Origin of the sequence: Thalassovita sp., from assembly GCF_963691685.1 — a bacterium.
Classification (GTDB): domain Bacteria; phylum Pseudomonadota; class Alphaproteobacteria; order Rhodobacterales; family Rhodobacteraceae; genus Thalassobius.
Genome location: NZ_OY829290.1, coordinates 2,827,787 through 2,854,595, shown reverse-complemented (window position 1 = coordinate 2,854,595; position 26,809 = coordinate 2,827,787). Strand labels below are relative to the sequence as shown.

Below are 26,809 nucleotides of genomic sequence, written 5' to 3'. Positions count from 1 at the left end.
GCACATGGCAAACGTCGATTACAAACGCGCTGCGGGCTACTTCCTGCTGTCGGATTTCATCAAAGGGTTCAAACTGGGGCTGAAGTACTTCTTCGCACCCAAATCCACCCTGAACTACCCGCATGAAAAAGGGCCGCTGTCGCCCCGTTTCCGCGGGGAACATGCGCTGCGCCGCTACCCCAACGGGGAAGAGCGCTGCATCGCCTGTAAACTGTGCGAAGCGATCTGCCCGGCGCAGGCGATCACCATCGATGCGGAACCGCGCGATGACGGGTCGCGCCGGACCACCCGCTATGATATCGATATGACCAAATGCATCTACTGCGGCTTCTGCCAAGAGGCCTGCCCGGTGGATGCCATTGTGGAAGGTCCGAACTTTGAGTTCGCTACCGAAACCCGCGAAGAACTGTTCTACGACAAGGCCAAACTCCTTGAGAACGGTGAGCGGTGGGAAGCTGAAATTGCACGCAACTTGGAACTGGATGCGCCCTACCGTTAAGGGCGCTGCGTAAGGGGTATAGATCATGGGCGCTTGGGGCGTAGGCACATTTGAAGATGACACTGCTCTCGACTGGATCGAAGAGGAGTATTCCGCTGCGGGCGTCGAAGCTGTTCGCAGTGCCCTTCAGGATGTGATCGACCTGGAGCCGGGTGACTATATCGAGATGGATCTGGGTACTGCAGCCCGCGCTGCCGCTGAGATTGTGGCCTTGGCCTTTGATGCCGGTGGGGAGCTGGGCTCAGACGTTGCCGAAACCGTTGGCGAACACTCCGAACAGGTTGCCGAACATGATGATCTGCCGGCGCTGGCGCTGGTGGCACTGGCCCGGATCAGTGGTGAGGCCTCGGAATTGGCTGAGCTTTGGGCCGATAGTGGTGACAGCAGCGGTTGGGAAAACGCCATGGCGGATCTGACCGCCCGGCTGGAAGGGGTCAAATGAGCGACAGCAAATCCCCTTTTGAGCTGATGATGGCGCAGATGAGTGCGCAGGCGCAGACCATGGCCAAGGCTATGAATCCGGCGCTGGAAAGCTTTTCGCCCACCGAAGCGTTCAAAGGGTTTGAGGCGCTTTGGCCCACGATGCCCAAGGAATTCATGGAGATGACCTTTGGCAAAGGGATCAGCACTGACGGTCTGGATGCCAAAACGCGGCTTCTGTTGACGCTGGCCGGGCTGACCATGCAGGGCGCGCAAAACGAAACAGGCTTGCGGATGACAGTGCGCCACGCGCTGGCGGCCGGGGCCACCGAAGACGAAATCGCCGAGACCATCGCACAGATGTCGATGTTTGCCGGCATACCCGCCATGACCAAGGCAATGGACTGTGCCCGCGAAGTCATGGCTGACAAAGAGGACAAAGAGACATGACGATTGCAGCACTGGCATTCTACCTGTTCGCAATCTGCGCCGTCACCGGCGGGCTGTTCACCGTGATCAGCCGCAACCCGGTGCATTCGGTGTTGTGGTTGATCCTGGCCTTCCTCAGCTCGGCGGGGCTGTTTGTGCTGCTCGGGGCCGAGTTTGTGGCGATGCTGTTGATCATCGTCTACGTGGGGGCGGTCGCGGTTCTGTTCCTCTTTGTGGTGATGATGCTGGACGTTGAATTTGCCGAGCTGAAGGCGGAGATGGCGAAATACATGCCCATCGCGCTGCTGATCGGTGTGGTTCTGCTGATGCAGTTCGGCCTGGCCTATGGCGCCTGGGACTATGCGGAACACGCGATGGACAACCGCGCCGCAGTTGCACCTGCGGATATGCAGAACACCGCCGCACTGGGTGTGCTGATCTACGACAAATACTTCCTGCTGTTCCAACTCTCTGGTCTGGTGCTGCTGGTTGCAATGATCGGGGCGATCGTGCTGACCCTGCGCCACCGCACCAACGTCAAGCGCCAGAACGTGCTGCATCAGATGTGGCGTGACCCGGCCGAGGCGATGGAACTGAAAGACATCAAACCGGGGCAGGGCCTGTAATGGCCTGGCGGGGTTGGCTTGCAATAACTGTGGCGCTGGTCGCCGCGATAAAAACGACCGCTAAGAAAGAGGGGCGGACATGATTGGACTTGAACATTACCTGACGGTGGCCTCGGCGCTATTCGTCATCGGCATCTTCGGTCTCTTTCTGAACCGGAAAAACATCATCATCCTGTTGATGAGCATCGAATTGATGCTCCTGTCGGTGAACATCAATCTGGTGGCCTTCTCCAGCTTCCTTGGCGATTTGGTCGGGCAGGTCTTCACATTGTTTGTGCTGACCGTTGCGGCCGCTGAGGCGGCGATTGGCCTGGCGATCCTGGTCTGCTTCTTCCGCAACCGCGGCACCATCGCGGTGGAAGACGTTAACGTGATGAAAGGCTGAGCCAGATGATCTATCAGACTATCCTCTTTGCACCCCTCATTGGGGCGCTCATTGGCGGTTTCGGCTGGCGTATCATCGGTGAGAAGGGCGCGCAGTTCGTCACAACCGGCCTCCTGTTTCTGGCCGCGCTGCTCAGCTGGATCGTGTTCCTTCGCGGTGACAGTTTGGACCAACCCGTACATATTCTGGACTTCATCCAGTCCGGCTCGTTGGACACCGCCTGGTCGATCCGGGTAGACCGTCTGACCACGACTATGCTGGTGGTTGTGACCTCGGTATCGGCCTTGGTGCACCTTTATAGCTTTGGCTACATGGCGCATGACCATGCCTGGAAAGAGGGCGAGCATTACAAGGCCCGCTTCTTTGCCTATCTGTCGTTCTTTACCTTTGCCATGCTGATGCTGGTCACCTCGGACAACCTGGTGCAGATGTTCTTTGGCTGGGAAGGTGTGGGCGTCGCTTCGTATCTGCTGATTGGTTTTTACTACAAGAAACCTTCGGCCAACGCGGCGGCTATCAAGGCTTTTGTGGTGAACCGTGTCGGTGACTTCGGTTTTGCGCTGGGGATCTTTGGCCTGTTCCTGCTGACCGACAGCATTTCGTTTGACGAGATCTTTGCCCGCGCACCGGAACTGGCAGAAACCACCATCACCTTCCTGTGGACCGACTGGAACGCGGCCAACCTTCTGGCCTTCCTGCTGTTCATCGGCGCGATGGGTAAATCAGCACAGCTGATCCTGCACACCTGGCTGCCCGACGCGATGGAAGGTCCGACGCCAGTGTCGGCGCTGATCCACGCAGCTACCATGGTAACCGCCGGTGTGTTCCTGGTCTGCCGCATGTCGCCGCTGATGGAATTTGCGCCTGAGGCCACGGCCTTCATCACCTTCCTCGGCGCCACCACAGCGTTTTTCGCCGCGACCGTTGGTCTGGTGCAGAACGACATCAAACGTGTGATCGCCTATTCGACCTGTTCGCAGCTGGGCTACATGTTCGTGGCGGCTGGTGTGGGCGTCTATTCGGTTGCGATGTTCCACCTGTTCACCCATGCCTTCTTCAAGGCGATGCTGTTCCTTGGTGCGGGCTCCGTAATTCACGGCATGCACCACGAACAGGACATGCGGAACTACGGCGGCCTGCGGAAGAAGCTGCCCCTGACCTATTGGGCGATGATGATCGGCACGCTGGCCATTACCGGTGTGGGGATCCCGCTGTCCGGCTGGATCGGCTTTGCCGGCTTTGCCTCCAAAGATGCTGTGATCGAAAGCGCCTATGTCGGCTCCGCTGGTGGCTATGCCTTCTGGATGCTGGTGATCGCTGCGCTGTTCACCTCGTTTTACAGCTGGCGCCTGATGTTCCTGACTTTCTTTGGCACCGCACGTGGCAACAAACACACCCACGACCATGCCCATGAAAGCCCAACCGTGATGCTGATCCCGCTGGGCGTTCTGGCGCTGGGGGCGATGTTTGCTGGTATGATCTGGTACGGCTCCTTCTTTGGCAAAACCAACGAAGTGGTGAAATACTTCGGTGGCCATTACACCGCCCCGGCAGAAGAGCTGGTCAAAGAAGTGGCCGAAGCCAACCCGAAAGCCTCCAAGCTGAAATATGTGATGGATGGTGCACCGGGTGAGGCGGCGATCTACATGGCACCGGAAAACACCGTGCTGCACGAAGCTCACTATGTCCCGACCTGGGTCAAGCTGAGCCCGTTTGTGGCGATGGTCATCGGCCTTGTTGTGGCGCTGTGGTTCTACATCTGGACCCCGTCGATGCCCGCACGTGTGGCGGCGGCAAACCGTCCGCTGTACCTGTTCCTGCTGAACAAATGGTACTTTGATGAGATCTACGATTTCCTCTTTGTGAAGCCTGCACAGGCGCTGGGTCGTTTCCTGTGGAAACGCGGTGATGGCGTGGTCATCGATGGCTTCCTTAATGGTGTGGCCATGGGCATCGTGCCCTTCTTCACCCGCCTCGCGGGCAAGGCACAGTCTGGCTATATCTTCACTTATGCCTTTGCGATGGTGCTTGGCATCGTTGCACTGATCACCTGGATGACGCTCAGCGGAGGGGCGCACTAATGTCTGATAGTTTGCTCTCTCTGGTCACCTTTATCCCAGCGCTGGGGGCGGTCATTCTGGCCGTGTTCCTGCGCGGGTCCGATGCGCCTGCACAGCGCAACGCGAAATGGGTGGCGCTGGTGACCACATCGATCACCTTCCTGGTGTCGCTGTTCATCCTGGCCGAGTTTGACCCATCCAACACCGGGTTTCAGTTTGTCGAAAGCCGCGAATGGATCCTGGGCCTGAGCTACCGCTTGGGTGTGGATGGCATTTCCGTGCTGTTTGTCATGCTGACCACCTTCATGATGCCGCTGGTCATTTGGGCCAGCTGGGATGTGAAGACCCGCGTCAAAGAGTACATGATCGCCTTCCTGCTGCTGGAGACCCTGATGCTGGGTGTCTTCATGGCGCTGGATCTGGTGCTGTTCTACCTGTTCTTTGAGGCCGGTCTGATCCCGATGTTCCTGATCATCGGAATCTGGGGCGGCGCCAACCGCATCTATGCTTCGTTCAAGTTCTTCCTCTACACCTTCCTTGGCTCGGTGCTGATGCTGGTGGCGATGGTGGGCATGTATGTGGATGCGGGCACCACCTGTATCGCAGCCTGTGGCGAAGCAACCTCGCTGATGACCCACTCTTTTGAGGCCGAAGGCTTTGAGGTGCTGGGCATCTACGTTGTCGGCGGTATGCAGACGCTGCTGTTCCTGGCCTTCTTTGCCAGCTTCGCGGTGAAAATGCCGATGTGGCCGGTCCACACCTGGCTGCCCGATGCCCACGTTCAGGCCCCAACGGCCGGTTCGGTGGTGCTGGCAGCGATCCTGCTGAAGATGGGCGGCTACGGCTTCCTGCGGTTCAGCCTGCCGATGTTCCCCATCGGCGCTGACGTGATGACACCGCTTGTTCTGTGGATGTCGGCGATTGCCATCGTCTACACCTCGTTGGTGGCGCTGGTGCAGGAAGACATGAAGAAGCTGATCGCCTATTCTTCCGTGGCCCACATGGGGTACGTGACTATGGGTATCTTTGCAGCCAACCAGCAGGGCATTGATGGCGCGATCTTCCAGATGATCAGCCACGGTTTCATCTCGGGCGCGCTGTTCCTCTGTGTTGGTGTGATCTACGACCGGATGCACACCCGTGAGATCGACGCCTACGGTGGTCTGGTCAACCGGATGCCGGCCTATGCGCTGATCTTCATGTTCTTCACCATGGCCAACGTCGGCCTGCCGGGCACCTCGGGCTTCGTCGGCGAATTCCTGACCCTGATGGGTGTCTTCCAGGTCAACACCTGGGTGGCCATGATCGCCACCTCGGGTGTGATCCTGTCGGCGGCCTATGCGCTGTGGCTTTACCGCCGCGTGGTGATGGGCGACCTGATCAAGGAAAGCCTCAAGACCATCAGCGACATGACCGTCCGCGAACGCGCGATCTTTACGCCGCTGGTTGTCATGACGCTGCTCTTGGGGGTCTACCCGCCACTGGTCACCGATATCATCGGCCCGTCGGTTGAGGCGCTGATCAACAACTACCAACTGGCCCTCGCGGAGGCGCCAAGCGCCACCGCCGTGGCCGTATCGCACTAACGGGAGCCCTGAGAGATGATCCAGGCTGATCTGAACATTATCCTGCCGGAAATCCTGCTGTCTGTTTACGCGATGCTGGGGCTGGTTTTTGCGGTCTACACCGGCAAGGACAAGCTGGGCCCGCTGCTGACATGGACCACCGCATTGGTCTTTGTGTTGCTGGCGGCATGGATTGGCATGTCGGGCAGCGGCAGCCACGTGGCCTTTGACGGCATGTACAATGACGATGCCTTTGCCCGCTTTGCCAAGGTTGCCATCCTGCTGAGCGCTGCGGCTATTCTGGTGATGAGCCAGGAGTATATGAGCCGCCGCGATATGCTGCGGTTTGAATATCCGATGCTGATGGCGCTGGCCGTTGTCGGCATGATGGTCATGGTGTCTGCCGGTGATCTGATGGCGCTGTATCTGGGGCTGGAACTGCAGTCGCTGGCGCTCTACGTGATCGCCTCGCTGCGCCGTGACAGCGTGAAATCCACTGAGGCGGGTCTGAAGTATTTTGTGCTGGGTTCGCTCAGCTCGGGCCTGCTGCTGTTCGGCTCGTCGCTGGTCTATGGTTTCTCGGGCACAACGCTGTTCTCGGGCATCATTGAGGCCGCTTCGGGCGGGCATGCCTCGCTGGGGCTGCTGTTTGGTCTGGTGCTGGTGATCTCGGGCCTGGCCTTCAAGATCTCGGCCGTGCCGTTCCACATGTGGACACCGGACGTTTACGAAGGCGCGCCGACCCCGGTGACTGCGTTTTTTGCCACCGCCCCCAAGATCGCCGCGATGGCGCTGTTTGCCCGGGTGCTGCATGACGCCTTTGGAGGTGTGACCAAGGACTGGCAACAGGTTGTGGCGCTTCTGTCGCTCTTGTCGATGTTCCTGGGCGCTGTGGCTGCGATTGGACAGACCAACATCAAACGCCTGATGGCCTATTCCTCGATCGCTCATATGGGCTATGCGATGATGGGTCTGGCGGCAGGCACGGCCTTTGGTGTGCAGGCGCTGCTGATTTACATGGTGATCTATGTCACCATGAACATCGGCACCTTCGCCTTTATCCTGACGATGGAGAAAGACGGCCAACCGGTCACCGATATCAACGCGCTGAACATGTATGCCAAACGTGAGCCGGGCAAAGCCTTGGCGATGCTGGTCCTTCTGTTCTCGCTTGCGGGTGTGCCGCCGATGGTGGGTTTCTTCGGCAAGTTCTACGTGCTGCAGGCCGCTTATGAGGCCGGTCTGATCTGGCTGGCGGTGCTGGGTGTTGTGGCCTCGGTCATCGGCGCCTTCTACTACCTGCGGATCGTCTACTACATGTACTTTGGTGATGAGAGCGAGGAGAGCCTCGACAGCGGTGCGCAGCCGGTGCTCTGGGGGCTGTTGATGGCCTCGGCCGTGATCATCGGTCTGGCCTGGCTGCCCGGTGTGAACCTGCTGGGGGTTGAAGCCTGGGCCGAAGCCGCCGCCGCGACGCTGGTCAACTAAGCGCTGCAGCCTTAAGCCGCAGGGTCAAGATGGCCCCGGACTTGCAAGATTTACGGGCGCGCGCGGGGACACTCGGGCGCGCCGCGTCATTTTCGCTGGGTTTATTGCCGCTGGCGCGGCATGCCTCCGGGGGGAGTATTTTGGGAACGATGAAAGGCAGACCTCATGCAGGATTGGCCGGACGGTTACGGAAAACGGGTGCTGGAAAGCATCGACAGCACCAACGCAGAGGCGGCACGGATCGCTGATCATCTGGCGGGGCCGGAGTGGATTTTGGCGCTGGAGCAGACCGCAGGACGTGGCCGGCGCGGCCGGGCTTGGGTCAATCCGGTGGGCAACTTTGCCGCCACGCTGGTGCTGCACCCGACAGAACCGCCCGAGGTGGTGGCGCTGCGCAGTTTCGTGGCCTCCCTGGCGCTTTATGATGCCTTTGTTGCCGTCACAGGGCGGCCACAGGGGCTGAGCCTGAAATGGCCCAATGACGTGTTGCTGAACGGTGGCAAGGTGGCGGGCATTCTGCTGGAAAGCGTCGGCATGGCGCGCGATATCCGCCACATCGGCATCGGGATCGGGGTGAACCTGAAAGAAGCCCCCGGCGCCGATCAGGTCGAGGAGGGCGCCTTGCGGCCGGTTTCACTGTTGTCAGAAACCGGGATCGCGGTGTCACCGGAGGAGTTTCTGGACGCGCTGGCCCCGGCCTATGCCCATCATGAGGCGCAGTTCCGCATCTACGGGTTTGAGCCGATCCGCGCCCTGTGGCTGGATCGTGCGGCCCGTCTGGGTGAGGTGATAACAGCACGCAGCATGCGCGATGAACGCACCGGCACCTTCGAGACGGTAGACGCGGCGGGCAATCTTGTCCTATCCACCGCAAAAGGTCGCGAAACCATCGCGGCCGCTGACATTTTCTTCTGAAGCATCCACGGGGGGCGTTCATGCTTCTGGCCATCGACTGCGGCAATACAAATACGGTGTTCTCAATCTGGGACGGGGAAAAATTCCTGTGCACCCTGCGCACCTCAACCCACCATGCCCGCACCGCGGATGCCTATTTCACCTGGTATTCGACGCTGATCAATCACTACGGCATCAAAGCCAAGATCACCGATGTGGTGATTTCTTCAACCGTGCCACGGGTGGTGTGGAACCTGCGTGTCTTTGCCGACCGGTTCTTTGGCTGTCGCCCGCTGGTGGTGGGCAAGCCCGATTGCCTGTTGCCGCAAACGCCACGAGTGGATCAGGGCACCCAGCCGGGGCCAGATCGTCTGGCCAATGCGGTGGCAGCTTATGAGCGCCATGGCGGCAATGTGGTTGTGGTTGATTTCGGCACCGCCACCAACTTTGACGTGGTGGCCGAGGATGGCGCCTATGTCGGCGGCGTGATTGCACCGGGGGTGAACCTCAGCCTTGAGGCGCTGCACTCCGGTGCGGCGGCGTTGCCGCATGTGGATGTCAGCCAGCCAGAGAAGGTCATTGGCACCAATACGGTCGGCTGCATTCAATCCGGGGTCTTTTGGGGCTATACCGGCCTGATCGAAGGCATCATTACGCGAATCAAGTCAGAATACGGTCATCCGATGAAAGTCATTGGCACTGGTGGTCTGGCCCCCTTGTTTGAGAAGGGCGATCACCTATTTGACACCATCGAGGATGACCTGACCATGCACGGCCTGACCGTGATCCACAAATACAATAAGGACCAAGGCAACATATGAGCAGCCAGCGCCTGATCTATCTTCCCCTCGGCGGCGCGGGGGAGATTGGAATGAACTGTTACGTCTATGGCTACGGCCCCAAGGATCAGGAACGCCTGATCCTTGTGGATCTAGGCGTGACCTTCCCGGATATGGACGGCACGCCGGGCGTGGACCTGATCCTGCCGGATATCGCCTGGCTGGAAGAGCGCAAGGATCGCCTTGACGCGATCTTCATCACCCATGCCCACGAAGACCATGTCGGCGCTGTGGGCCATCTTTATGAGCGTCTGGGCGCCCCGATCTATGCCCGGGCTTTCACCGCAAATATCGCGCGCCACAAGCTGGCAGAATATGGCTTTTCGGACAGCGTGCTGCGCACCGTCTCGCCCTTGCCGGAAAGTGTGAAGGTGGGTGATTTTGAGGTGGCCTTCCTGCCGATGTCACATTCGATCCCCGAAAGCTCGGCCTTGATCATCGACACACCCAAGGGGCGGTTGATCCACACCGGCGATTTCAAACTGGATAAGACCCCCATCGTGGGTGAGCCTTATGATCCTGACCTCTGGGCGACGGTGGCCAAGAAAGGTGTGAAAGCGCTGATCTGTGACAGCACCAACGTGTTCAGCCCGCAGCCCGGTCGCTCGGAAGCCTCCATCGGCGATGAGATCACTGCGCTGGTGGCTGAGGCGCCGGGCATGGTGGTAGCGACCACATTTGCCTCTAACGTCGCACGGGTGAAAACCCTGGCTGAGGCCGGGGTGCGGGCAGGGCGGTCGATCTGCCTGATGGGCCGGGCCATGCGCCGGATGATTGAGGCGGCAATCACTACGGGTGTGCTGGCTGACTTCCCCAAAGTGGTGTCCGCCGAAGAGGCCCGCGATATCCCGCGGGAAAACCTGATGCTCTTGGTGACCGGGTCACAGGGCGAACGTCGCGCGGCCTCGGCCCAGCTGGCCAATGGCAAATACAATGGCATCAGCCTGAAAGAGGGGGATATGTTCCTGTTCTCCTCCAAGACCATTCCGGGCAATGAACGCGGCGTGATCCGCATCATGAACCAATTCTCGGAGATGGGTGTTGATGTGGTGGATGATCACGGCGGGCGCTATCACGTTTCCGGCCACGCCAACCGCCCCGATCTGATTGAGATGCACAAGCTGGTGCATCCTGAGATGATCGTGCCGATGCATGGCGAACACCGTCACCTGCGGGAACATACCAAACTGGCCCAAAGCAACGGCTACCCTGCCACCATCGCGGTCAACGGCACCATGCTGGACCTGTCGGGGCCGGAGCCTAAGGTTTGCGACTATGTGGAAACTGGGCGCACTTATCTGGACGGCTCTGTGCAATATGGCGCGCTGGATGGCATCGTGCGGGACCGGATCCGCATGGCGCTGAACGGCCACGTGCTGGTCACTGTTATCCTGGATGAAGACAATGAGCCGCTGGGCGATCCATGGTGTGAGCTGAAAGGCCTCGCGGAAACCGGCAAGTCCAACGCGCCGCTGGTCGATGTGCTGGAGGAGGACCTCAATCAGTTCATGGGCCGTGCCGCGCAGCGGACGCTGGATGATGACGACAAGCTGGAAGATGAGCTGCGCAAGATCACCCGCCGTTCCGCCATGGGAGAGATCGGCAAGAAGCCAGAGGTCACCGTGGTCATCTCGCGCCTGTCGGCGTGAGGCGAATACCCTGAGGAAAAGAAAGGCGCTCCGAACGGGGCGCCTTTTTTGTTTGGGTGGAGCAATCACAACAATGCCAAATCTCTGATTTGGCAGCGCCCGAACCGCCCCCACGGGGCGGGCGCTTTGCTTCGCCCCTCGGTTCAGGCGCAGGTGATCGCAAGTGACCAAGCGGGCTTCGTTGGGCTCTACCCGTTGATTGCCACACCACGCCGACCTGCGAGGTCGGTGAAATATTGCCATGCCACACGACCTGACCGGGCCCCGCGGGTGGCCTGCCATTCGATGGCTTCCGCCCAGAGTGTCTCTTCGTCGATCTCCACCCCATAGGCCTTGCAGTAGCCACGGATCATGTCGAGGTAGTCATCCTGCGAACAGGGGTGGAAGCCCAGCCAGAGGCCAAAGCGATCCGACAGCGATACCTTCTCCTCAACCGCCTCAGAGGGGTTGATGGCGCTGGAGCGCTCGTTCTCGATCATATCACGTGGCATCAGGTGGCGGCGGTTGGAGGTGGCGTAGAACACCACATTGTCTGGCCGCCCTTCGATGCCGCCATCCAGAACCGCCTTCAGCGATTTGTAATGCTGGTCGTCATGGCCAAAGCTGAGGTCGTCACAGAACAGCAGGAAACGCGCCTCTGAAGTGCGCAGCAGGTTCATCAGCCGCGACACAGACGGCAGATCCTCGCGTTGAAGCTCCACGATTTTCAGGTCATGTCCCTGACGCAGCACCTCGGCGTGAATGGCCTTCACGATCGAAGATTTGCCCATGCCGCGCGACCCCCAGAGGAGGGCGTTGTTGGCAGGCAGACCTTTGGCAAACTGCAACGTGTTGGCCAGCAGGGTTTCGCGGGTGCGATCGACACCAACCAGCAGCGACAGATCCACCCGGTTGACCTTGGTCACTGGTTCCAGGCGGTCAGGGTCCACATGCCAGACAAAAGCATCCGCAGAGGCAAAGTCAGGTGCAGAAAGAGGCGCCGGAGCCATTCGCTCCAGCGCCTCTGCAATACGTTTTACGGTCTTTTTCACTTGTCGCTTTCCTTAGCGTTTTCTGCCTCATCGGCGTCAAACTCAGCCATCAGCGGATCGTCAAACTCTTCTTCGTCATCATAGTAACCCTCCGCCCGCAGCTGCGCTTCGCGTTTGGTTTCCACCCGGGCCACCAGGAAGATCGAAATCTCATAGAGGCCGTAAACAACGGTGAACAGGATCAGCTGTGTGGTCACATCCGGCGGGGTCACCAGCGCGGCGACGGTCAGGATGCCCACAACCGCATATTTGCGCGTGTTGCGCAGACCGGCGGCCGAGGCCAGACCGGCCTTGCCCATCAGGGTCAGCAGAACCGGCAGCTGGAAACACAGGCCAAAGGCCACGATCATCTTCAAGGTGATGTCGAGGCTTTCGTTAACCTTGCCGTTAAAGACAATGTCGATGCCTTCTTTGGCAGCTTCCATGGAACCTTCAACCTCTTCGCCAACCAAAATGGCCGACACAAAGGAGGGGAAATCTGCAAAGCCCAGGAAGAAGGCCATCGCCAGCGGGATCACCACATAATGCGAAAAGGCCGCGCCCAACAGGAACAACGCAGGCGATGCGATGAGGAAGGGCAGGAAGGCGTTTTTCTCATTCTTGTAGAGACCTGGCGCCACAAAGCGCCACAGCTGGTAGCCGATCACCGGGAAGGCCAGCGCCAGACCACCCACCATCGAGATGCGGATCAGGGTAAAGAAGTATTCCTGCGGGGCGGTGTATTGCATCACCGGATTGGGGTTGCCCAGATCCCGCATGGTTTTCTCAATCGGATCCAGCAGGAAGTCCAGCAGCTGCCCGCCAAAGGCAAAGCAGATCACCATACCAACGAGGAAGGCCAGCACAGACCGGATCAACCGGGTGCGCAGCTCGGCCAGATGCTCGATCAGCGGGGCGCTGGAATCCTCCAGCTCGTTAGAGTTGCTCATGGCTTATCCTTAGGCCTTGGTGTCAGGGTCTGCGTCGGCCGGTTTGGCGGCTTCGGCATCTGCGGCAGCCTCAGCGGCGGCAGCTTCCTGACGTTCTTGTGCCTTTTTGGCGGTGGCGTCGTGGATCTTGCGGGCCGCATCGGCGCGCTCATCAGACAGGGTGCCCTCGGCGTCAGGTTCCCATTTGGTGAAACTGTCGGTGGCTTCCTTGACCTTATCCATGCCGAATTGAGTGGGGTTGGTCGCCGCCTTCAGGCTTTGACTGACCTCTTTCATTCCGGATTCATCTGCGGCCTGATCCATCGCGCGGCTAAACTCACGCGCCATGCCTTTGGCTTTGCCGACGAAACGCCCGACTGAACGGAACAACATCGGCAGGTCTTTGGGTCCGACGACGATCAGCGCCACAATGCCGATCACCAGGAGTTCGGTCATGCCCAGATCGAACATGGCTTAGGCCTTGTCTTTTTCGGTCTCCGGGGTCACGTCTTTGGCAGCTTCGGCCTGGTCTTCCAGTTCCGCTTTGCCTTCGTTGACGCCGCGCTTGAACGAGGTGATGCCTTTGCCAACTTCACCCATCAGCGAGCTGATCTTGCCGCGACCGAAAAGCACCAGCACCACAACGGCGATCAGAAGAAGGCCGGGAAGGCCGATATTGTTCAGCATAGTGTCTCTCCCTTGCTACGGGTCCGCGCTGATCGGCCCCGTCGAAATTCACCTTCCGTATCTAATGGCTCAACCCCTCTGTTGGAAGGACCAATGCGCCGCATGGGCGGATTTTTCCTAGAACAGCGCAAATGCGCGGCCAAAACGCCTGTGGCGCTACCCAGAACTGCGTAGGAAATCGGGGTCAGTATGGCCCGTCAGGCGTTTTGGTGCGGAAAGACAAAGCAGCGGTCGCGGCGGAACATCAGCCACAAGGGGCGCCCCGGTTGCGGCAGGAACACGTTTGGCACCGTCGCTTTCAGGATGGAGCCATCGTAATCCATGCGGATTTCCACCAGGCTTTCCGATCCCATGAAACGGGCGCGCACCACCTCGCCACGGGCCGCGACACCGTTTTGCGGGTCCGGATCCGGGCCGGTGCCATTGCGATCAAATTCGATTTTCAGGTGCTGGGGGCGGATCACGATGTCCACCTCGCCGCCATCGGCCACACCGGGGGCCAGAAACTGGCCAAAGGGCGTTTCACAAAGCGCGCCCTGCACCTTGCCGCAGATCACGTTGATATCGCTGAAGAAAGAAACGGCCTGACGGTCCTTGGGGGCGTTGTAGATGTTATAGGGCGCGCCCTGCTGCACGATGCGACCGCCGCGCATCAGTGCAATTTCATCTGCCATGCGCATCGCTTCTTCCGGCTCATGAGTCACCAGCAGAACCGCCGCGTCTTCGGCTTTCAGCAGCTCCAGCGTCTGGTCGCGGATGTCATCGCGCAGCCGGTTATCAAGGCCCGAGAAGGGTTCATCCATCAACATGATCTTGGGACGTGGGGCCAGCGCCCGGGCCAGTGCCACACGCTGTTGCTCACCGCCGGACAGCAGGTAGGGATAGCCATCGATGAAGCGGCGCAGCCCGACCTTGTCCAAGAGTTCCTCAACACGGGCGCGCTTTTCCGCTTTGCTGCCTGACAGGCCAAAGGCAACGTTGTCGCCGACGGTCAGATGCGGAAACAGCGCGAAGTCCTGAAACATCAACCCGATGTTGCGCCGTTCTGGTGGGATGCGGAACACCGTGTCGCAGATCAGCTCACCATCGACGTAGATCTCCCCGCTGTCCTGCATCTCCACGCCAGCGATCATCCGCAGCGTGGTGGATTTCCCGCACCCCGAAGGGCCCAGCAGGCAGGTCACCTGACCCGGCATCACCGACAGCGAAACGTCATCCACCACGCGGGTCCCGCCGAAACTGCGAATGAAATTGCGAACTTCGAGGCGGGGCGTGGCGGCGGACAAGGCAGTTCCTTGGGCAATAGCGTGAGGCACAGTGGCGATCGGATCAAATAGATCGGCGTTTTTCGACCCTTAGCAACCCGCACGGCTTGGCACAAGGGATCAGCAGCAGGGTGCGGCGCCTTGGGCCAGATCGCGTTCAAACGGGCTTTCACCGCCACAACCTTCGAAGATTCCGTAATGGGTTGAGAAATCCCCGATGAAGGTGAAATGTTCAGCCAGTCGGGTTTCGGCCAGCATTTTCCACGTGTTGCCACAGACGGGGAAGACCTTGCCGGCCTCAATCACATGGTGGTCATCCAGGACGAACTGATGGGGCGCGTGGGGCAGGGTGCCTTTGTAGATCACCGCCTGACCGTAGTCTTCGCAGGCGGTTTCCAGCCCGTCGAGTTTGAACAGACGGTAGGTGGCTGAGGTGAAGGAAAGCGGGGCAACTCGCTCCTCCAGAACCGGGTTTTCAATGGTCAGCGGGCGATGTGTCACCAGACGGGGATCGTCAAAGCCTGCACGGCGGGCAAAGCTGAGGAAATCGTTCCAGTAAAGGGCGCCGGACAGGCATTCGCCATAAAGCACCTCATCCTCGGCCATAGCTTTGGGAACGCGACGATCCGCATAGACATCGGCAAAATACATCTCCCCACCGGGTTTTAGCAGGTGATAGGCGCCGTTCAGCACCGCCTGTTTGTCGGTCGCCAGATTGACCACACAGTTTGAGACGATCACGTCAAAGCTGCCTGGCTCCAGCCCCAGCTGATCCAATTTTTCAATGAAGCCTTCGCGGAAATCGACATTGGCATAGCCAAAACGCTCAGCGTGCCAGTCCTGATGGTCTCGGGCGACGGCCAGCTGTTCTGCCGTCATATCGACGCCGACAACCTCACCCTTGGGGCCGACCAGCTGGGCCAGCGCGTAGACATCGCGGCCCGCACCGCAGCCCAGATCCAGCACCCGCGCGCCTTCCAGACCTTCGGGCATCACCAGACCGCAGCCATAGTAGCGGGTCAGCACCTCATCATGCACGTTGCGCAGCACATCTTTGACGTATTGCGGCATTTCGGCCGGGCTGCAGCAGGCGTTGGTCTGCAGATCATCGCTGCCCTGCAGGACTTTGCCGTAATAGTCCTGAACGTTTTCGTGTTTCATGGTGCTCCCCCGAAAGTCTTGTGCTCAGAAGGGGATAAAGCGGGGACTTGAGGCGGGCAATCACCTGTTGCCGCGCCTCACGCGATTGTGGGGAAATGTCAGACGGGGGGCGGGGGATTAGGCGATCAGCTCAAACCCGGTTTCTGCGATTATGCGACCGTTCACCTGCAACTCCACCCGATGCGGCCCGGGATGCAGGGTGAAGGTGGAGGCATTGCCTTTCAGCTTGTGGGCCTTTTTTAGCACCAGCGGTTTGCCCGCCTGCAATTTGGCCTGCTTCAACTTATGCACCTTGCGCCCGGTTTTGCCGCCGGGGCGGTGGAAGTGCAGCACGTAGTCCACAAGGACCGGCACCGTTTCCGGACTGTTGAGCGTGACCTCCAGCGTGACCGCCGTGTCAATTTTGACCGGATCCGGTGTGGCCGTGATCTGACCCGTGACCGGGGCGTCAGCGCGAAACCCCAGCAGTGCCATGGCCCGCGGATCGCCAGCCTTGATCAGGTTACGCAGCGCATGTTTGGTCAGCCATTCGCGTTCTTTCGGCTGTTGAGCAGCTTGGCCATCCCAGGCCTCAAGCTGATCCATCATTTCTGCAGGATGCAGGGCCGCCAGATCGTTCAGGTGATTGGCAACCGACCGGGTCACATAGCGGGTGGGATCGCTGTGCAGCTGATCCAGAAACGGCAGGGGCCGCAGAGGATCCATTGCCACCTTCTGGCCCCAGGGCAGACGCGGCCGGGTGCCTTCGCTGACCAAGCGGCGCAGGTGATAGTGGTCTGAGGTGACCCAGCCCTCCATCGCGGCGATCACCTGATCCTCCCACGTGTTCAGGAAGGGGCGGATCGCAAATTCCATCGAGAAACGTGTTGTGACCTCCGCCAACATCGGCAGTGAGGTCTGCGGCGCCTCTAGGCCGCGTTCGGCAATGAAATCCCCGATGGGGGCAAAGATGAAATCGCCAAAATCATCATCAGACAATGTGGGATCGCAGGGCGCGGGCAGGGCGGCGGCGATGATATCGTAGCTGTGTTGCAGGTCCGCGGGCAGTTTGGCGCCCAGCACCCGTGCAATCAGCTGTTGGCGTTGCTTCAGCTCCAGCGGCAATAAGTCTGCCATAACGTCCGCCACGAAGCCGTCCCGGTCAAACCCGTCCCAGGCTCTGGCAAAAAGGTCGCCCAGATAGGCGACCTTTTCGGCGTTGAACAAATGGTCTTTCAGCGAAAACGCTTCGGCCATTTGGCCCTCCTCCGTTTTGGGTGGCTTACATCACCTGGTTGGCAGCGCCGCCATCCAGCAGGATGTTCTGACCAATCATGAAGCCCGCGTGCTGCGAACACATGAAGGCACAGGTCTGACCAAACTCTTCCGAGGTGCCGTAACGGCCGGCCGGAATGGTTGCGGCGCGCTGGGCCTTCGCCTCATCCATCGAAATGCCCTGTTGCTGGCTGACGCCAGAATCCAGCGCCACGGCGCGGTCGGTGGCATGGATGCCGGGCAGCAGGTTGTTGATGGTCACGCCTTTGCCTGCGACCTGACGGGCGGTGCCAGCCACATAGCCGGTCAGACCGGCGCGTGCCGAGTTCGACAGGCCCAAAACAGGGATCGGCGCCTTGACTGAAACCGAGGTGATGTTGACCACACGGCCCCAGCCCCGCTCCATCATGCCGGGCACCAGCGCTTTGATCAGCGCAATCGGTGTCAACATGTTGGCATCCAGCGCTTTGATGAAATCTTCGCGGTCCCAATCCGTCCACATGCCGGGGGGCGGGCCACCGGCGTTGGTCACCAGAATGTCGACCTGACCGGCCACCTCCAGCAGCTGCGCCTGACCTTCAGAGGTGGTGACGTCGGTTGCGCAGGTCTCGACCTCAACGCCATATTTGGCGCGGATCTCTGCGGCGGTGGCCTCCAGGGCCTCACTGCCGCGGGCGTTCATCACCAGGTTGACACCAGCTTCGGCCAGCGCTTCGGCACAGCCGCGCCCCAGACCTTTGGAGGACGCGCAGACCAGCGCACTTTTGCCTGCAATGCCAAGATTCATAAAGTATTCTCCCTTGTGCCAATAAAATGGCGTTTCGTGGTACCGTTAAGTATAGTGAAGCCTCCAAAAGGAAAGTGCCAGCAAAAGGCCGTGGGGTTGCACGATTTGCGCCGCATTCCTGACGTAACGCTGTCAGGAGGTGTTTCGGCCCTCTTGGCGCTGCGTCCCCCTGTGGGACGCGTCAAAGGCTATAAAAGTAAGGGCTGCGGCGATGATCGCGGCCTGATCCGGTGTCCCGCCGGTCAGTGAAAGTAGAGCGATATGCAAGATTTTGCCCCCAGTTCGGTATTTACCCTGCCAGCCTATGCGTCTTCGGCGTTACGGGTCAGCCATGGGGCGAATCTGGGCGATGCGCTGTCTTTCGCAGAAGAGCTGGTTCTGGATGACACCTATTTCCTGAAAGGCGGCGCACGATCGGCGCGACTGGCCGTGGTGCCGGGACGTTCGGGCGCCTTTACCATTGCGCCAGCCACCGAGATGGGCACGCCGGGATGTCAGCTGCATCTGGACAGCTGCCTGACCTTTATGTCGCCCGACGGGATCACCACCGAAGCGCTGGTGCTGGTTGAGGTGGATGACGCCGGTGATGTGCTGGAGGTCTATGCGCTGCCGCTGTCGCCGCTGCGGCCCAAAACCGAATTGACGCTGGTGGGCGTGGATACCGAAAACCCGCAAACCAAACTGGCCGAGGTGGCCTGTGTCAGCTTCACTGCCGGCACCCATATCACCATGGCCTCTGGCGAACAGCGCCGGATTGAGGATTTGCAGGTCGGCGACAGGGTTCTGACCCGCGATGATGGCCCACAGGAGCTGCGCTGGATTGGGCAGTCCACCGTGCGGGCGCTGGGCGAATTTGCCCCGGTGCTGATCGCCGCCGGCACCCTGCATAACGCCAATGACCTTGTTGTCAGCCCCGAACACCGGCTGTTTGTCTACCAGCGCACCGATGAATTGGGCGCGGGTCGCTCTGAGGTGCTGATCAAAGCGCGTGACCTGATCAACGGCAGCACCGTCACCCAGCTGGACGGCGGCTTTGTCGAATATTACCAACTGCTGTTTGATGACCACCAGATCATCTACGCCGAAGGCATCGCTGCGGAAACGCTGCTGGCGGATCTGCGCACCTCACCCGCGCTGCCGCCGGAAGTGGCGGAACGCCTGCGCTCCGGCACCCTGCGCCATTCTGACCGCAGCTATCTGGAGTTTTCCCTGTCCAAGGTCGAAACAGGCGAGGTCGATATGACCTCCGTCCTGCGCCGCGCCTCGACGGGGTAGGCTGCGCCTTCACGATCCACCAAGCTGAAGCCGTCTTTATCTGATTGTTCTGCAAGCAGCGATTGACTGCGCAGACTTGACCATATTGCTGGGCAAACTTAAGCACGGTCCTACCCTGAGACTGCACCATGCAGGGACGCCGAAATTGCTTGCGGTTGACCCATTATGAAAGATGATTGCAACGAAATCCGTGGTGTTTCGACCGCGGGGCAGGAACCGCTTGATGGTCCCCAAGCCCAGTTGGTCATGGGGTTCTCTAGCGTTGGCAAGTCCAGCTTCATCAAACATCTGATGCAGACAGACCCCTCTTATCAAAAAGCACGTCAGAGCTTTGCGCGTGATTTTAGAGCTAGCCCAGATGGTTTTCCCCAGGCGGGGGATCTGTTGCATGCTGATTTGTCGACAAATTACGAGTTCACGCGCCGTCCCAACCGCCCGCCTGCGGTGTCGCGTAATCCCTATCTGCGCCAGTTGATAAGATCGGGGCATTTCAGCAAGGCTTTTGTCCTTGTGGCCTCTGAGGATGAGCTGCGCCAGCGGATTGGATCCCGTAAAACAGTCGGTGTGGATTTTGGTCGGGACAACAGTGGCAGTCGATATGCAGCGGGCCGTAAACTGGCATTGCTCAATTTCTTCCCTCTGACTTCTTACTACCAGATCTGGTTGCAAGAACTCTGCGCTGCGGGGGTGCCCTATCAGTTTGTCTACGCTCACAACGGGGACTTCACCTACCTGACGGACGAAGCGCAGGCCCTGAAGCTGTTGTCGCAACATCGCCTGCGACGCTGGCCAAGACGTGTTTTGCGCAGGGGGCGTTGGGGCGTTAAATGGTGGCTTTCCGCGCACTTTCGCTAGTCGGGATTGACCGACTATCCCCAGATTTCCCAAAGCCCCTGAGGCATTTGCACGCAGCTTGATGTGGCGCATATCGAGGTGATTGAAACCCCTTTTAACTGGCCTAGATGTAAGCTGTTTAGAGGGGAGTGATCCATGTTGAAGTCTATTCTTATGGCCACCGACTTATCCCAGCGCTCGGATCGGGCGTTGCATCGTGCGGTGGCGCTGGCGCGTCAATCTGGGGCGAAATTGACCATCCTGACCGTGGTCGATGATGAGCAGCCAGACGACATGCGGGAAGATCAAATGAACCATGCCCATCGCCAGCTGAACGCCAGCCGTGAGGCCCTGTGTCAGGGCATTGAGTGCACCGTGCTGGTTGAGCAGGGCGACCCAACTGATCTGGTGCTGACCCACGCGCGCAATGATGACCCGGATCTGATGGTGCTCGGCCCTCACCGCGAACGCAACCTGTGGGACATGCTCTATGAAACCACCGGGCAGCGGATTGCGCGGATGACCCATGTGGCGGTTTTGCTGGTGGTTGAGCCAGCGGAAACCAAATACAATTCGGTCTTGCTGGCCACGGATTTCTCGCCCGCCTCGACTGCGGCGGCCCTGCTGGCCAATGAGGTGGCGCCAGACGCTGATCTACATGCGCTGCACGCGTTGCATGTGCCCTATGGGTACATGGGCCGTGCCTCGGGCGGGGGGGCAGACAACAGTATTGAGGCCAGCTTCCGCGCGGATGCGAAAACCGCAGATGCCAATTGGCGGGGTAGTTTTGAAGCCCCGGCCAATCTGTCTGACACCGATATTCAGACCGGATCGGCAGAGGCGCTGTTTAACCAGATCGTGCAGTCCAAACACGTGCCGCTGATCGCCATCGGGGCCCATGGCCGGGTCGGGGCGCATCGGGCTTTGCTGGGCTCGCTGGTCACCAGCCTGATGCGCTATCCGCCCTGTGATCTGCTGGTCTGTCGCCCGCAGTAACCTGCATTCACCAACTGCACGCGAGAAATCGCGCACCAAGGGGGCGGCCTGTGCGGCCCCCAGGAGCGTCCTCCATTGCCAGAGCAGCCAACCCCGGCTATATGCGCCTTCATGTTGGACACCGCTACAAACCGCCCCGAATTGCCGCCTGAGATTGCGCGCCGCCGTACCTTTGCGATCATCTCGCATCCGGACGCAGGTAAAACGACGCTGACGGAAAAGTTCCTCCTTTATGGTGGCGCGATTCAGATGGCGGGGCAGGTGCGTGCCAAAGGGGAGGCCCGCCGGACCCGTTCGGACTTCATGCAGATGGAAAAGGATCGCGGGATCTCGGTCTCGGCCTCGGCGATGTCGTTTGATTTTGGCAAGTTCCGCTTCAATCTGGTGGACACCCCCGGTCACTCGGACTTCTCGGAAGATACTTACCGGACGCTGACAGCGGTGGATGCGGCGGTTATGGTGATCGATGGCGCAAAAGGTGTGGAAAGCCAGACGCAGAAACTGTTTGAGGTCTGCCGCCTGCGCGATCTGCCGATCCTGACCTTCTGTAACAAGATGGACCGCGAAAGCCGCGACACCTTTGAAATCATTGATGAGATTCAGGAGAACCTGGCGATTGACGTCACCCCGGCCTCCTGGCCGATCGGTGTGGGCCGCGATTTCATCGGCTGTTATGACCTGTTGAACGACCGGCTGGAGCTGATGGACCGGGCCGACCGGAACAAAGTGGCCGAGTCGATCTCGATCGAAGGTCTGGATGATCCCAAGATCGAAGAACACGTGCCCGCCGAGCTGATCGACCAGTTGCGCGAAGAGGTGGAGATGGCGCGCGAGTTGCTGCCCGCGCTGGACCCACAGGCGGTGCTGGAGGGGCATATGACCCCGATCTGGTTTGGCTCTGCGATCAACTCCTTCGGGGTGCAGGAACTGATGCAGGGCATCGGCAAATACGGGCCAGAGCCGCAGCCGCAAAGCGCCCAGCCCCGTGAAATGATGCCGGAAGAGAAAAAGGTCGCGGGCTTTGTCTTCAAGGTGCAGGCCAACATGGACCCCAAACACCGTGACCGCGTGGCCTTTGTGCGCATGGCCTCCGGCCATTTTAAACGTGGCATGAAACTCACTCATGTCCGCACCAAAAAGCCGATGGCGATTTCCAACCCGGTGCTGTTCCTGGCCTCGGACCGGGAACTGGCCGAGGAGGCCTGGGCCGGTGACATCATTGGCATCCCCAACCACGGCCAGCTGCGCATTGGTGACACGCTGACCGAAGGCGAGGCGCTGCGCGTCACGGGCATCCCGTCCTTTGCGCCGGAACTGCTGCAAGGCGTGCGTGCGGGCGATCCGCTGAAGGCCAAACACCTTGAAAAAGCGCTGATGCAATTTGCCGAAGAAGGTGCCGCCAAAGTGTTCAAACCAAGCTTCGGCTCAGGCTTTGTGGTGGGCGTTGTGGGCGCGCTGCAGTTTGAGGTTCTGGCCAGCCGGATTGAGCTGGAATACGGCCTGCCGGTGCGGTTTGACCAGTCGCAGTTTACCTCGGCCCGCTGGGTGCATGGGGACAAGGATGCAGTGGAAAAATTCGTCAACGCCAACAAACAGCATATCGCGCTGGATAACGACGGTGACGTTGTTTACCTGACCCGCCTGCAATGGGATATCGACCGGGTGGAGCGGGATTATCCCGACATCACACTGTCGGCGACCAAGGAAATGATGGTCTAAAATCAAAAGGTCAGGCAAGAAATTGCCTGACCTTTTTTCATGCTGCATTTTTTGCTTCCCTTGCAAAGCGTATACTATAACATCTGCCGCAAAAGAGGCAGGAGTTTCCAAAATGCAAAGCAGCCGTTTCGCCCTGATGAGTGCCTTTGGCGCCACCAGCGCCGCTTTCACCGCACCGCCCGCGCTGGCGCAGGTGGATGTCTGGCAGTTGCTGGATCAGATCGAGATCGAAGAGGTGGTGACTGAAACCACCTATGAGGTGAAGAAATCCCTGCCTGCTGAAATCGACAAAGGCCTGCAAGGGGTTGAAATCACCGGCTTTGCGGTACCGACCTATCCCGGCGAAACGGTGACGGAACTGCTGCTGGTTTCAGACATGGGGCTGTGCCCGCTCTGTGGCAGTGGGGATCACGGTGCCACCCTGCAGGTGATGCTGGAAGACCCTATTCCTGGTTTTGAGGCGCCCAGCAAGATCACCCTGCGCGGCGATCTGCAGGCGGTGCGTGACCCGGAAACCTGGCAGGCGGCGATTTTGACCAAGGCTTCGGTGCTGGCACCAACGAAATAAGTTGAAAAACAGGGTCGCGTTGTGAAGGGTAAGCCGGGGAATTCCCCGGCTTTTTTGTGCAAATTATCTAGAGATTTTAAGAACTTTGATGACCAAGACAGATTCCATTCAGGTCGCCTTTGCCATTGATCAGGGATTGATTGAACCGCTCTGTGTCACGCTGCATTCGCTGTTACGGCACCGATCTGGCCCGACCGAGGTGCTGCTGCTGGCCACTGACTTGAGCGAGGTGCAGCTAAAGCCGATCCGGCAGACGGTGGCGCTGTTCCCACTGGCCAGCCTCACCGTGCAACCGTTTGAACTGGAGGATGCCGATTTGGCGTCGATGTCCTCAGGTCATTTGACCGCGACTTCCTTGGCGCGGATTTTCCTGCCTGATTATGTGGCGGGGCGGGTTCTGTATCTGGATGCGGATATTCTGGTTCTGGGCGATCTGGGGCCCCTGTTTCACAGCGATATGGCGGGGCGGTCCCTTGCGGCGGCGCGGGATCTGCCACAACAGGTGCATTACGATATCCTGGCGCGATCGGCGAAAGGCGATGCGGTACTGCCACGGGATCTGCGGCGGGCTGAGAAGGGCGTCCATGGCTTTCGCACCTTTTTGCCTTGGGGAAATCCTGAGCATTATGTGAACACGGGCGTGTTGCTGATGGATTGCGCAGCGATGCGTCAGGACGCCGAACGTTATGTACGGCTGCGCGATGTGGCGCAGGCGGCGCAATATCCGCTGCTGGATCAAGACCATATCAACCGCACCTACGGTGAAGATATCATCAAACTGCCGCTGCGCTGGAACCGTTTGGCTGGCAATGTGTCTGAGGGCATGTATCGCCGCTATCTGGCGGCGCATGACCTGCCGGATGAGGCGGCTGTGTATCACTACGCGGGGCCGCGCAAACCGTGGAAAACCTGGTGGCGCTGGCGCCGCAGTGCGGCCCCGGCCAAGATGCTGCGCTGGCGCTGGGAACGTCACCTCTGGCGTCGGAACCTCAGGAAAGGGGCGGCCCATGACCTTGCAGAACCGCGTTTTGCCAACGGGTGAGATCCTCGCCACGCCTGAACGGGGGCTGATGACCGGCAACCGGGGCATTTTGCACCGCGATGATGGCACCCTTGGGGTCAGCCGCTGGCAGCATCCGCATTGGGTCTGTTGCCAGCTGCAGTTTCGCGGCCGCTACCACGGCCCCATGCCCAATCGCGGCTGGACGGCGCTGTTTTTCCTGGATGAGGCGGTGGCGCTGGCGGCGGGGCATCGGCCCTGTCATTTCTGCCGCCACGCGGATGCCATGCGGTTCAAGGCGGCTTGGGCCGATGCCAGTGGCCCCGCCACAGCCCCTGAAATGGACCGCATCCTGCACCCGGCGCGGGTGACGCGGCAACGCCAACAGGTTCGCTTAACGAGGGTCGCGGCAGGGCTGCCTGATGGCGCGTTTATCCTGCGGGGTGGTCAGGCGGCACTGATCTGGCAAGGGCAGGCCTATGACTATAACCCGGCGGGATATGGCGCTGCCCAGCCGATCCCGCAGGGGGATGTGACCGTTCTGACGCCGAAACCAATCCTTGATGTGCTTTCAGCGGGTTACCGGCCGATGTTGCATCCCTCTGTCCTGGCGTAGCAGGTGGTGAATGGCTTGCAAGGCTGGGCAACTCAGGCCATGCTCTGCCCATGAGTGAGCAGCGCAAAACAACCTATCCCGGGGGCTTTCCGGCCATCCTGACCCAGATGGAGGGGCGGCGCGATCCGTTCACCTATTACGAGGGCGAGGCTTTGGCGCCGCTGGATCAGGATCTGGAGGCGCTGAAACACATCACGATGCAGGCCGCCGCCCCTGAATTGGGCGACAGCCGCAGTGGCTATGCCCGGAAATACCGCGCCCTTGCCGAAGAGTTTGACGGGCAGCCAGCCCTGTTGCACCTGCACGGGCTGTTGGTGGCCCATCTGCGCCGCCGCGCGCAACCAGATCACACCGCAGCGCTGTTTCAACGCCTCTGGGCGGAGGAGGCAGAGTATCTGCTGGGGCGGCTTGATGCGCGTTGGCTGGTCTCCGCGGCGACGACTTTGGGCGATCACGGGGCAAATGAGGTGCAGCGTTCGGTTGGCCATGCGCTGTCGGTCCTCTTTGGCATGATGAAGCTTTATGAGACCGAGCGTCTTTATTCCGCCGTGCCCCCGGAACAGCCACACCCCTGGCGCAAGAAATCCAGCAAACATCTGGCGATGCAGATGGATGCTTTTGCTGTTGGCGGGGCCGGGGGGCTGGATGTCAATATGTTGGGGCGCCTCTGGCAGCAGGGCAGCGAAGATTCGGTGATCGCGCCATTGGTGCAGCGGCTTCTGACGTTGCTGGTGGATGACGACAAAACGGTGTTTCGCCGCCTTCACATCATGCGGGCGCGCAAGGAAAAACAGCGTCAGGCCGAGGGTAAAGAGGGCAAGGCCAAGCCGGGGCGTTCGGTGCCTGCGGACCGGCAGAAGATCATCGCGCCGGTGCCGCAACGTCGGGCCGACCGGGCAGGCAGGCCGCTGCATTGGGGTGTTGTGTCGCTGATCAAGGCCCCGGTGCGCGAGATACTGGAGTTTGCCGCCTACCACATCGATCGCGGCGCGCATCAGCTGCATATCTATCTGGACCAGCCCGATCCGGAGGCCGAGGCCATTCTGGCGCGTCATCCGCGTATCACCCTGACCGTCTGCGATGATGCTTATTGGGACGCGCAGAAAAAGCCCCGGATGAAAACCCACCGGATGCGGCAGGTCTGGGTGGCGACCCATGCCTATAACACGACAGACTGTGACTGGCTGTGCCACATCGATGTGGATGAGTTCCTGCTGCCGGCATCAGGGGTGTCGGTGGCCGATATGTTGGCTGCGGTGCCGGGGGATCAGCTGGGGGCGCTGTTGCAGCCTGCTGAAATGCTGCAAACCGGCGCGTCTGCGGAGGGGGAGGTGTTTAAGCTGACTCATCTGGCCGCTGGCCACAAACGGGCAGTTCTGAATGAAATTTACCCGAATTTCGGCACCCATCTGCCGGGCGGTTTCATTGGCCATATCTCGGGCAAGCTGTGTCTGCGCACCGGCCTTGATGGCTTGCGGTTTGGCATTCACGCCTGTCACTGGCAGGCCGCGCAGGTCGAAAACATCGAAGTGCTCTCAGGCAGTTATTTGGGCCACGCCCATGCGCCGGATTGGGCGCAGTTCCGCAAACATTTGGATTTCCGGATGACCCGCGGGTCGTACCAGCGGCAGGAGGACAACGACCGCCTGCAAATGGGCGATGTGGTCGATCTGCTGCTGGAGGAGGGCGGTGAGGATGCGCTGCGCCGTTTCTATGAGGAAATGAATGGCGGCGGCGATGCGCAGCGGAAAGCCTTGGCGAAACACGGCATGCTGGTCGACTACCCGCTGCATCTCAGCGCACGGGTGGTGCGGGTATTTGGCAATGACGCCAAAGCCTATCTGTGAGGGGCGG

The 26,809-nt window shown here is 59.9% G+C and carries 27 protein-coding genes; 19 read left to right on the top strand and 8 right to left on the bottom strand.

The genetic code is table 11. The features are described 5' to 3' along the window. Positions 1-4: 4 nt before the first annotated feature. From nuoI to ACORLH_RS13670, 11 genes are all read left to right on the top strand, one after another. Positions 5-499: an NADH-quinone oxidoreductase subunit NuoI gene (nuoI, locus tag ACORLH_RS13720; protein WP_058243943.1), complete on the top strand. Its 495-nt coding sequence runs from the start codon at positions 5-7 to the stop codon at positions 497-499. A gap of 25 nt (positions 500-524) precedes the next feature. After that, on the top strand, positions 525-941 hold the full coding sequence (locus ACORLH_RS13715; RefSeq protein WP_321828938.1) for a DUF4259 domain-containing protein: 417 nt from the start codon (positions 525-527) through the stop codon (positions 939-941). Further along, a complete protein-coding gene (locus ACORLH_RS13710) occupies positions 938-1,369 on the top strand; it encodes a carboxymuconolactone decarboxylase family protein (RefSeq protein ID WP_321828937.1) in 432 nt (143 codons plus the stop codon). Before ACORLH_RS13715 ends, ACORLH_RS13710 begins: the two co-directional genes overlap by 4 nt. After that, entirely contained in the window at positions 1,366-1,974 is a 609-nt protein-coding gene (locus ACORLH_RS13705) for an NADH-quinone oxidoreductase subunit J (protein WP_321828936.1), read from the top strand. Before ACORLH_RS13710 ends, ACORLH_RS13705 begins: the two co-directional genes overlap by 4 nt. Positions 1,975-2,053: 79 nt before the next feature. Continuing rightward, entirely contained in the window at positions 2,054-2,359 is a 306-nt protein-coding gene (gene nuoK / locus ACORLH_RS13700) for an NADH-quinone oxidoreductase subunit NuoK (RefSeq protein WP_058243947.1), read from the top strand. A gap of 8 nt (positions 2,360-2,367) precedes the next feature. Then, positions 2,368-4,440, top strand: coding sequence for an NADH-quinone oxidoreductase subunit L (gene nuoL, locus ACORLH_RS13695; RefSeq protein ID WP_321832825.1), 2,073 nt, complete (start codon positions 2,368-2,370; stop codon positions 4,438-4,440). Next, positions 4,440-6,005 (top strand): NADH-quinone oxidoreductase subunit M, encoded by a 1,566-nt coding sequence (locus ACORLH_RS13690; protein WP_321828935.1) that lies wholly within the window; start codon positions 4,440-4,442, stop codon positions 6,003-6,005. The genes nuoL and ACORLH_RS13690 overlap by 1 nt, the downstream gene beginning before the upstream one ends. Positions 6,006-6,020: 15 nt before the next feature. Then, positions 6,021-7,472 (top strand): NADH-quinone oxidoreductase subunit NuoN, encoded by a 1,452-nt coding sequence (gene nuoN, locus ACORLH_RS13685; RefSeq protein ID WP_321828934.1) that lies wholly within the window; start codon positions 6,021-6,023, stop codon positions 7,470-7,472. 165 nt (positions 7,473-7,637) lie between these two features. Further along, complete coding sequence (locus ACORLH_RS13680; RefSeq protein ID WP_321828933.1) at positions 7,638-8,387, top strand: biotin--[acetyl-CoA-carboxylase] ligase; 750 nt, start codon at positions 7,638-7,640, stop codon at positions 8,385-8,387. A 20-nt stretch (positions 8,388-8,407) separates the two neighbouring features. Beyond that, complete coding sequence (locus ACORLH_RS13675) at positions 8,408-9,187, top strand: type III pantothenate kinase (RefSeq protein ID WP_058243952.1); 780 nt, start codon at positions 8,408-8,410, stop codon at positions 9,185-9,187. Further along, the gene (locus ACORLH_RS13670) at positions 9,184-10,854 is read left to right on the top strand and encodes a ribonuclease J (RefSeq protein WP_321828932.1); all 1,671 of its coding nucleotides are present in this window, start codon (positions 9,184-9,186) and stop codon (positions 10,852-10,854) included. Before ACORLH_RS13675 ends, ACORLH_RS13670 begins: the two co-directional genes overlap by 4 nt. Before the next feature lie 188 nt (positions 10,855-11,042). Here ACORLH_RS13670 and ACORLH_RS13665 read toward each other — a convergent pair whose 3' ends face one another. The 8 genes from ACORLH_RS13665 to ACORLH_RS13630 form a co-directional block, all read right to left on the bottom strand. Beyond that, positions 11,043-11,843, bottom strand: coding sequence for an ATP-binding protein (locus ACORLH_RS13665; protein ID WP_321832824.1), 801 nt, complete (start codon positions 11,841-11,843; stop codon positions 11,043-11,045). Between the two features lie 38 nt (positions 11,844-11,881). After that, positions 11,882-12,814 (bottom strand): twin-arginine translocase subunit TatC, encoded by a 933-nt coding sequence (gene tatC / locus ACORLH_RS13660; protein ID WP_058243954.1) that lies wholly within the window; start codon positions 12,812-12,814, stop codon positions 11,882-11,884. Positions 12,815-12,823: 9 nt separating this feature from the next. Further along, on the bottom strand, positions 12,824-13,264 hold the full coding sequence (tatB, locus tag ACORLH_RS13655; RefSeq protein ID WP_321828931.1) for a Sec-independent protein translocase protein TatB: 441 nt from the start codon (positions 13,262-13,264) through the stop codon (positions 12,824-12,826). Between the two features lie 3 nt (positions 13,265-13,267). Beyond that, on the bottom strand, positions 13,268-13,480 hold the full coding sequence (locus ACORLH_RS13650; protein WP_058243956.1) for a twin-arginine translocase TatA/TatE family subunit: 213 nt from the start codon (positions 13,478-13,480) through the stop codon (positions 13,268-13,270). A gap of 197 nt (positions 13,481-13,677) precedes the next feature. Next, the gene (locus ACORLH_RS13645) at positions 13,678-14,766 is read right to left on the bottom strand and encodes an ABC transporter ATP-binding protein (protein WP_321828930.1); all 1,089 of its coding nucleotides are present in this window, start codon (positions 14,764-14,766) and stop codon (positions 13,678-13,680) included. Between the two features lie 99 nt (positions 14,767-14,865). Next, a complete protein-coding gene (locus ACORLH_RS13640; protein ID WP_321828929.1) occupies positions 14,866-15,906 on the bottom strand; it encodes a methyltransferase domain-containing protein in 1,041 nt (346 codons plus the stop codon). Positions 15,907-16,023: 117 nt separating this feature from the next. Next, positions 16,024-17,142 (bottom strand): hypothetical protein, encoded by a 1,119-nt coding sequence (locus ACORLH_RS13635; protein ID WP_321828928.1) that lies wholly within the window; start codon positions 17,140-17,142, stop codon positions 16,024-16,026. A gap of 25 nt (positions 17,143-17,167) precedes the next feature. Then, complete coding sequence (locus ACORLH_RS13630; RefSeq protein WP_321828927.1) at positions 17,168-17,947, bottom strand: SDR family oxidoreductase; 780 nt, start codon at positions 17,945-17,947, stop codon at positions 17,168-17,170. 261 nt (positions 17,948-18,208) lie between these two features. On the opposite strand from ACORLH_RS13630, the gene ACORLH_RS13625 reads away from it, so the two are divergent. The 8 genes from ACORLH_RS13625 to ACORLH_RS13590 all read left to right on the top strand — a co-directional run bounded on the left by ACORLH_RS13625 (position 18,209) and on the right by ACORLH_RS13590 (position 26,802). Then, a complete protein-coding gene (locus tag ACORLH_RS13625) occupies positions 18,209-19,222 on the top strand; it encodes a Hint domain-containing protein (RefSeq protein ID WP_321828926.1) in 1,014 nt (337 codons plus the stop codon). Positions 19,223-19,387: 165 nt separating this feature from the next. After that, positions 19,388-20,077 (top strand): hypothetical protein, encoded by a 690-nt coding sequence (locus ACORLH_RS13620; protein WP_321828925.1) that lies wholly within the window; start codon positions 19,388-19,390, stop codon positions 20,075-20,077. A 135-nt stretch (positions 20,078-20,212) separates the two neighbouring features. Beyond that, positions 20,213-21,052, top strand: coding sequence for a universal stress protein (locus tag ACORLH_RS13615; RefSeq protein WP_321828924.1), 840 nt, complete (start codon positions 20,213-20,215; stop codon positions 21,050-21,052). Between the two features lie 111 nt (positions 21,053-21,163). Further along, the gene (locus ACORLH_RS13610) at positions 21,164-22,771 is read left to right on the top strand and encodes a peptide chain release factor 3 (protein ID WP_321832823.1); all 1,608 of its coding nucleotides are present in this window, start codon (positions 21,164-21,166) and stop codon (positions 22,769-22,771) included. A 112-nt stretch (positions 22,772-22,883) separates the two neighbouring features. Beyond that, the gene (locus tag ACORLH_RS13605) at positions 22,884-23,339 is read left to right on the top strand and encodes a hypothetical protein (protein WP_321828923.1); all 456 of its coding nucleotides are present in this window, start codon (positions 22,884-22,886) and stop codon (positions 23,337-23,339) included. Between the two features lie 88 nt (positions 23,340-23,427). Next, the gene (locus ACORLH_RS13600; RefSeq protein WP_321828922.1) at positions 23,428-24,381 is read left to right on the top strand and encodes a glycosyltransferase family 8 protein; all 954 of its coding nucleotides are present in this window, start codon (positions 23,428-23,430) and stop codon (positions 24,379-24,381) included. Then, entirely contained in the window at positions 24,347-24,955 is a 609-nt protein-coding gene (locus tag ACORLH_RS13595) for a hypothetical protein (protein WP_321828921.1), read from the top strand. Before ACORLH_RS13600 ends, ACORLH_RS13595 begins: the two co-directional genes overlap by 35 nt. A gap of 50 nt (positions 24,956-25,005) precedes the next feature. After that, positions 25,006-26,802 carry a glycosyltransferase family 2 protein gene (locus ACORLH_RS13590; protein WP_321828920.1) on the top strand — a complete coding sequence of 599 codons (1,797 nt, stop codon included), beginning with the start codon at positions 25,006-25,008 and terminating at the stop codon, positions 26,800-26,802. The last annotated feature ends 7 nt before the right edge of the window (positions 26,803-26,809 follow it).

Coding starts and splice junctions, on each gene's coding strand:
- nuoI (WP_058243943.1), top strand. CDS start 5: ATGGCAAACGTCGATTACAAACGCGCTGCGGGCTACTTCCTGCTGTCG.
- ACORLH_RS13715 (WP_321828938.1), top strand. CDS start 525: ATGGGCGCTTGGGGCGTAGGCACATTTGAAGATGACACTGCTCTCGAC.
- ACORLH_RS13710 (WP_321828937.1), top strand. CDS start 938: ATGAGCGACAGCAAATCCCCTTTTGAGCTGATGATGGCGCAGATGAGT.
- ACORLH_RS13705 (WP_321828936.1), top strand. CDS start 1,366: ATGACGATTGCAGCACTGGCATTCTACCTGTTCGCAATCTGCGCCGTC.
- nuoK (WP_058243947.1), top strand. CDS start 2,054: ATGATTGGACTTGAACATTACCTGACGGTGGCCTCGGCGCTATTCGTC.
- ACORLH_RS13690 (WP_321828935.1), top strand. CDS start 4,440: ATGTCTGATAGTTTGCTCTCTCTGGTCACCTTTATCCCAGCGCTGGGG.
- nuoN (WP_321828934.1), top strand. CDS start 6,021: ATGATCCAGGCTGATCTGAACATTATCCTGCCGGAAATCCTGCTGTCT.
- ACORLH_RS13680 (WP_321828933.1), top strand. CDS start 7,638: ATGCAGGATTGGCCGGACGGTTACGGAAAACGGGTGCTGGAAAGCATC.
- ACORLH_RS13675 (WP_058243952.1), top strand. CDS start 8,408: ATGCTTCTGGCCATCGACTGCGGCAATACAAATACGGTGTTCTCAATC.
- ACORLH_RS13670 (WP_321828932.1), top strand. CDS start 9,184: ATGAGCAGCCAGCGCCTGATCTATCTTCCCCTCGGCGGCGCGGGGGAG.
- ACORLH_RS13665 (WP_321832824.1), bottom strand. CDS start 11,843: ATGGCTCCGGCGCCTCTTTCTGCACCTGACTTTGCCTCTGCGGATGCT.
- tatC (WP_058243954.1), bottom strand. CDS start 12,814: ATGAGCAACTCTAACGAGCTGGAGGATTCCAGCGCCCCGCTGATCGAG.
- tatB (WP_321828931.1), bottom strand. CDS start 13,264: ATGTTCGATCTGGGCATGACCGAACTCCTGGTGATCGGCATTGTGGCG.
- ACORLH_RS13650 (WP_058243956.1), bottom strand. CDS start 13,480: ATGCTGAACAATATCGGCCTTCCCGGCCTTCTTCTGATCGCCGTTGTG.
- ACORLH_RS13640 (WP_321828929.1), bottom strand. CDS start 15,906: ATGAAACACGAAAACGTTCAGGACTATTACGGCAAAGTCCTGCAGGGC.
- ACORLH_RS13635 (WP_321828928.1), bottom strand. CDS start 17,142: ATGGCCGAAGCGTTTTCGCTGAAAGACCATTTGTTCAACGCCGAAAAG.
- ACORLH_RS13630 (WP_321828927.1), bottom strand. CDS start 17,947: ATGAATCTTGGCATTGCAGGCAAAAGTGCGCTGGTCTGCGCGTCCTCC.
- ACORLH_RS13625 (WP_321828926.1), top strand. CDS start 18,209: ATGCAAGATTTTGCCCCCAGTTCGGTATTTACCCTGCCAGCCTATGCG.
- ACORLH_RS13620 (WP_321828925.1), top strand. CDS start 19,388: ATGAAAGATGATTGCAACGAAATCCGTGGTGTTTCGACCGCGGGGCAG.
- ACORLH_RS13615 (WP_321828924.1), top strand. CDS start 20,213: ATGTTGAAGTCTATTCTTATGGCCACCGACTTATCCCAGCGCTCGGAT.
- ACORLH_RS13610 (WP_321832823.1), top strand. CDS start 21,164: ATGTTGGACACCGCTACAAACCGCCCCGAATTGCCGCCTGAGATTGCG.
- ACORLH_RS13605 (WP_321828923.1), top strand. CDS start 22,884: ATGCAAAGCAGCCGTTTCGCCCTGATGAGTGCCTTTGGCGCCACCAGC.
- ACORLH_RS13600 (WP_321828922.1), top strand. CDS start 23,428: ATGACCAAGACAGATTCCATTCAGGTCGCCTTTGCCATTGATCAGGGA.
- ACORLH_RS13595 (WP_321828921.1), top strand. CDS start 24,347: ATGACCTTGCAGAACCGCGTTTTGCCAACGGGTGAGATCCTCGCCACG.
- ACORLH_RS13590 (WP_321828920.1), top strand. CDS start 25,006: ATGAGTGAGCAGCGCAAAACAACCTATCCCGGGGGCTTTCCGGCCATC.